This is a genomic window from Advenella sp. (genome assembly GCF_052108595.1).
In the GTDB taxonomy this organism is placed as follows: Bacteria; Pseudomonadota; Gammaproteobacteria; order Burkholderiales; family Burkholderiaceae_B; genus Advenella.
Map to the genome: position 1 here is coordinate 1 of NZ_JBQEAU010000021.1, position 5276 is coordinate 5276.

General features: G+C 54.0%; 4 protein-coding genes. All 4 read left to right on the forward strand.

Going from position 1 to position 5276, the window contains the following annotated elements; translation table 11 throughout:
* Positions 1–1057 precede the first annotated feature (1057 nt).
* Entirely contained in the window at positions 1058–1984 is a 927-nt protein-coding gene (locus ACTIKR_RS05620; protein ID WP_442327313.1) for a LysR family transcriptional regulator, read from the forward strand.
* Between the two features lie 453 nt (positions 1985–2437).
* A complete protein-coding gene (locus ACTIKR_RS05625; protein ID WP_442327314.1) occupies positions 2438–3748 on the forward strand; it encodes an MFS transporter in 1311 nt (436 codons plus the stop codon).
* A gap of 81 nt (positions 3749–3829) precedes the next feature.
* The gene (locus ACTIKR_RS05630; protein ID WP_442327315.1) at positions 3830–4513 is read left to right on the forward strand and encodes a DUF2848 domain-containing protein; all 684 of its coding nucleotides are present in this window, start codon (positions 3830–3832) and stop codon (positions 4511–4513) included.
* A gap of 57 nt (positions 4514–4570) precedes the next feature.
* The coding region (locus tag ACTIKR_RS05635) for an amidase family protein (RefSeq protein WP_442327316.1) at positions 4571–5276 on the forward strand (706 nt) is incomplete at its 3' end.

Here is a 5276-nt window from a genome sequence, read left to right on the forward strand (position 1 = left end):
CAAGCCATTTGACCCTTGGCAAGCCCAATTCACAAAATACTTTACCCACGCAGCCATTTTAAGATCCGTAATTACCCTAAGCGCATGATTTGATTCAGTTTCGCCTTTTTGACACACTTTTGATTATTTTTGAGCCCGCTCCCACGACGTTCGCTTTTTGCAACAAATACGCAACATCGGGTTTATATCGGCACATGCAATGCAGGCGTTTTTGTACGTTTTTTCTACAAATAGGGCAAATTTGTCTTCACTTGCCAGACTATCTGACAATTATGCGGGCTGTCGATGTGTGATTTAGCCTAAAAACGACGATTTTTTCGGCTAAATCCACTTTTTAGTCCAGACGTTTTATGCAGACACGCCTGGAAAACGCACCGTTCGGCTTTGAGTAAGCTCATTAGCAGACCATACACTGACCAATAAAGCACGTATCTCCGGATTTGACTGCCTTATGTAGGCGTCCGCTCACAGGACAATGTTCACCGGCGGCCAAAAGCTAACGGGGCACGACAATCCTGCGAGTGGGACTTGTCGTCGCTGGGTTCCTGTATATCTTGTATATAGTCAGGTTCTTATCGGCGTCGTTATATTAACGTCCTTATATAGAGATCCTTAATATAGAGACATAACAGCCCCTATATATAGAAGCTATAGAATAACCGCCTGATTTTTTTAGTCCCTGAGTAGTCGTCGGAAACCAAGAGCGTATAAAAACAAGGGGTATATATAAGGGGCGTCACCAAACATTAGCCATAGCGCATCTTTCTACCGGGCAAACCGCACAAAAGCCTGTTCCAACGGCCGTCGCTCTGTATCGCTATATATAGGCATGCTCCTATCCAACTCTCTCTATATATAAGAGAAGCCAGCCAGATGTACTAGACAGGTCACACATAATGCATCTGCACGACACGCGGCCGTACCCTGCGACCGGGCGGCGAACCGGGCCCTGAATCTGCGTCTTGCTCCACAGCCCCGGTACCGACTTGTCACAAAACGCCTTCTGGCATCCGTCCCGTGTCACGTGCCTTGTCCCCCGCGGGCTATAATTACCCCCATGAATATTCGATTTCTGGAAACTTTCGTCTTGCTGGCTGAAATGCGCAATTTCCGTATGACAGCGGAACGTTTGCATACAACGCAGGCGGCCATCTCCAGTCGTATTGCTTCTTTGGAGCAGGAATTCGGCGTACGCCTGTTCGACCGTAACGCCCGCGATGTGTCGCTGACGCCCGACGGCAGCAAAGCCCTCGTTCATGCCGAACGCATGGTCAAGCTGTTGCGCGACATGAAGGACGACATGCTGGACAAGCATACCTATGCCGGCGTCATTCGCATCGGCGTGATTGAATCCATTGTGCACAGCTGGTTTCCCGAGTTTCTGGCCCGTTTGCATGAAAGCTATCCACGCCTGAGAATTGAAATTGCCAGTGACACCACCGTCCATTTGACCGAACAGCTCAATAAAGGGGGTCTGGATCTGGTATTGCAAGGCAACGCCATCCATGTTTCGCAGGTCGATGCCATTGCCCTGGGTCAATTACCCATGCGCTGGGTAGCCAGCCCAACACTGGAAATCGGCAATGACGTACTCAGCCTGGTAGATCTGGCCGCCTTTCCCATCGTCAGCTTTGCGCGTGAATCAGAACCCTACGCCGCCATCGAAAGAATGTTTGCTACGGCGGGAGACATATCCCTGCACCTTAACGGTATTTCTTCTGTGGCCACCATGATCAGACTGGTACGGGACGGTTTCGGCGTAGCGGCCCTGCCACCGGCAATTATCCAGCAGGAGTTGAATGCGCAGACCTTACAGCTGCTGCGGGCAGATACGGTCTTGCCGCCGCTCGAGTTGCAGGCCGCATTCCGTCACAACCAGGACAACCCGCTGGCCGAGACCATCGGCCTGATTGCCCAGGATGTTGCCATCGCATTTGCCACGAATCGGGGCCAGAGCATCGCCTGTGCGCCGCTGCAAACCTGAAGGCCCATCACATCCCCACAGAACAGGCCCGAGGCATCCGCCTTGATCTGTCCAGCCTGCGTTCCGGGCCTAAGTATTTACCCTAGAGTCAGATTCTGCCCCCGAGCCAGATGATCATATTTTCGACGCTAAAAGCCTGGCCAAATACGATCATAACCATATGATATTTATATATATTTTATGAATTCCGCGACGTCATGCCGGACAGCAATAAGATTTTGCAATCACTACTCCATATATTTTCTTGTTGGACAGTCAAAAACGCGCTACCTACACTGCCCACATATAAGACCTGACACAACTTAACGTTGCGCCACGTTGGCCGCAACAAGCAGTCTTATTCCCGGCCACGCCCCTGTACAGGGCATCATCCCCGGCCACATTCCACCCACCGCTGACCGGCTCTTGCGCCGGACAGCCCTATTCAACACGCAACTGTAGTTGGAAAACACGATGAATAACTCAAGCACTGCGACCAGCCCTAGCCTGGGCACCGACGCGAACGAACTGAAGGCAACCTATATCAAAATTGCCTGGCGATTGATCCCTTTTCTGGTCTTCCTATTCATTCTGGCCTGGCTGGACCGCGTTAACGTCGGTTTTGCCAAACTGCACATGCTGCAGGACCTGCAATTTAGCGAAGCCGTATACGGACTGGGCGCTGGGATCTTTTTTATCGGCTATTTTCTGTTCGAAGTGCCCCGCAATCTGCTGCTGGAAAAGATTGGCGCCCGCAAAACGCTGGCCCGCATCACCATTTTGTGGGGAGCCGCTTCCATCGCTATGGCGTATGTCACCACCCCCACGCAGTTCTATATCATGCGTTTTCTGCTTGGCGTATTTGAAGCCGGCTTCTTCCCGGGCGTGGTGCTTTATCTCACCTACTGGTTCCCGGCGGAATACCGGGCGCGCGTCAACGGACTGTTCATGACATCGTTCGCGCTCGCCGGTGTGATCGGCGGCCCGCTGGCCGGCCTGATTCTGAACGGCATGCAGGATGTGGGGCACCTGGCAAACTGGCAGTGGCTGTTTATTATTGAAGGTATTCCATCTGTCATTGCCGGGTTGTTCGTGCTGAAGTATCTGCCGGAAAAACCCGTGAACGCCAAATGGCTCACACCACAGGAACAACAGGCAGTAACGCGCGCCCTGGAGCTTGAAAACAGCCAGACAGGCAATAAGCATCTGTCTTTCAAAGACGCCTACCGCAATTCTGCAATCTGGCTCTGTGCCGCGGTTTATTTTTGCATTGTCAGCGGCAACGCCACCATTGCATTCTGGAGTCCATCCATCATCAAAGCGATCGGCATCAACAATGACCTGATGATTGGTGTGCTCTCAGCCCTGCCCTTCATTGCCGGAACAATCGCAATGGTCTGGAATGGCGCTCACTCGGACAAAACCGGCGAACGTCGCATGCATTGCGCCGTGGCAACATTGATCGCATGTCTGGGGCTGGTTGCCACCGGCATGCTATTGCACAATGCCCTGTTCGCGCTCATCGCCCTTACCATTGCCTCTGTCGGCATCCTGGCCGCCTTTCCTGTGTTCTGGTCCATTCCCGCAGCCTTTCTGGCCGGCACCGCCGCAGCAGGCGGTATTGCGCTGATCAACTCCATAGGCAACCTTGCCGGATTTGTAGCGCCATACATGATCGGCACCTTGAAAACCAGCACGGGCTCGCTGTCTTCCGGACTGTATTTTGTCGCAGCGCTGGAAATACTAGCCTCAATCCTGGTCATCCTTTTTGTCAAAAAGCGCTGATCCAGCGCCCCCATCATTTCACAGGCATGTGTGACACATCACGCATGCTTGTTCCCCCATCTGTTTATCAAGAGTATTGCCATGAAACTTGAATTCTCACTTGCCCAAGCCCCTTCAGCAACCGTTGTTGCAGATATTGATTCCCTGATCGTTGCGGGCTGGGCCGGACGCGACATCAAAGCCATCGAACACCATATAGAAGAGCTGGCCGCCCTTGGCGTGCCCCGCCCCAGCACAGTTCCGCTATATTACAGAGTAGCCAATAACCAATTGACCCAGGCAAGCCACATTCAGGCGCTGGGAACCGAGTCGTCCGGCGAAGTTGAAGTCTTCGTGTTCACCGTGGATGGCACCATGTATGTCAGCCTGGCCTCAGACCATACTGATCGTAAACTGGAAGCCTATGGCGTGGCCGAATCCAAGCAGGCTTGCGTCAAACCGGTAGCAACCTCGGCCTGGCGTTTTGGCGAGGTGGTTGAACATTGGGACCAATTAGTCATCCGCTCCTGGATCGAGGAGGATGGCAAAAAAGTACTGTATCAGGAAGGCACCCTGGACAGCCTGCGTCTGCCACAGGAATTGATCCAGGGCTATACAGGTAACCAGAACGTGCTACCGGAAGGACATGGCATGATCTGCGGCACGGTCGGCGCTATTGGCGGCATCCGTCCATCCAATACATTTGTGATGGAGCTGCACGATCCGGTCAAGAATCGCAGCCTGCAACACACCTACCGTGTTGAAACGCTACCTGTAGTGGCCTGACAATCCCGCCTAGCCGCTTTCTATCCACTAATTTCGTTTGTCATTAATGGTTGTCCAATGAACTCTTCAGCTTTTCCCAGTCTGACCTGCCTGTCGCACGCGCTCGATGAAGGCTCAATCTCTTCGGTCCAACTGACGCAACAGGCCCTGGCGCGCGCAACCAGCGGCGAAGGCCCCAAGGTCTATACCCAGGTCTTTGATGAGCAAGCGCTGGCCGCAGCCGCGGCTGCCGATACCCTGCGCCAGGCGGGCGTGCGGCGCTCTGCAGTCGACGGTTTGCCCATATCGGTCAAGGATCTGTTTGATATCAAAGGCAAGCCTACACGGGCCGGCTCGGTCGTATTGAACGATGCGCCCGCTGCCTCAGATAATGCCAAGGTCGTGCAGCGGCTGATCAACGCCGGCGCTGTCATTATCGGCACAACCAATATGACGGAATTTGCCTACTCCGGCCTGGGTGTGAACCCTCATTACGGCACGCCCCGCAACCCGTGGGAACGCACAGTGGGCGAAGGACGCATTCCAGGCGGCTCGTCTTCCGGCGCCGCGGTATCGGTCACAGACGGGATGGCGGTAGCGGCCATCGGTTCAGATACCGGCGGCTCTGTGCGCATCCCTTCTGCCCTGTGCGGGCTGACCGGTTTCAAACCGACTGCACGTCGGGTGCCACAGCAAGGCGTATTGCCACTGTCCACGACCCTGGATTCCATCGGCCCACTGGCCGCCAGCGTAGCGTGTTGCGCCATATTGGATGCCCTTATGA

What these genes read in the sequence shown, in the direction of transcription:
- ACTIKR_RS05620 (WP_442327313.1), top strand. Translation starts at nt 1,058, where the DNA reads ATGAATATTCGATTTCTGGAAACTTTCGTCTTGCTGGCTGAAATGCGC.
- ACTIKR_RS05625 (WP_442327314.1), top strand. Translation starts at nt 2,438, where the DNA reads ATGAATAACTCAAGCACTGCGACCAGCCCTAGCCTGGGCACCGACGCG.
- ACTIKR_RS05630 (WP_442327315.1), top strand. Translation starts at nt 3,830, where the DNA reads ATGAAACTTGAATTCTCACTTGCCCAAGCCCCTTCAGCAACCGTTGTT.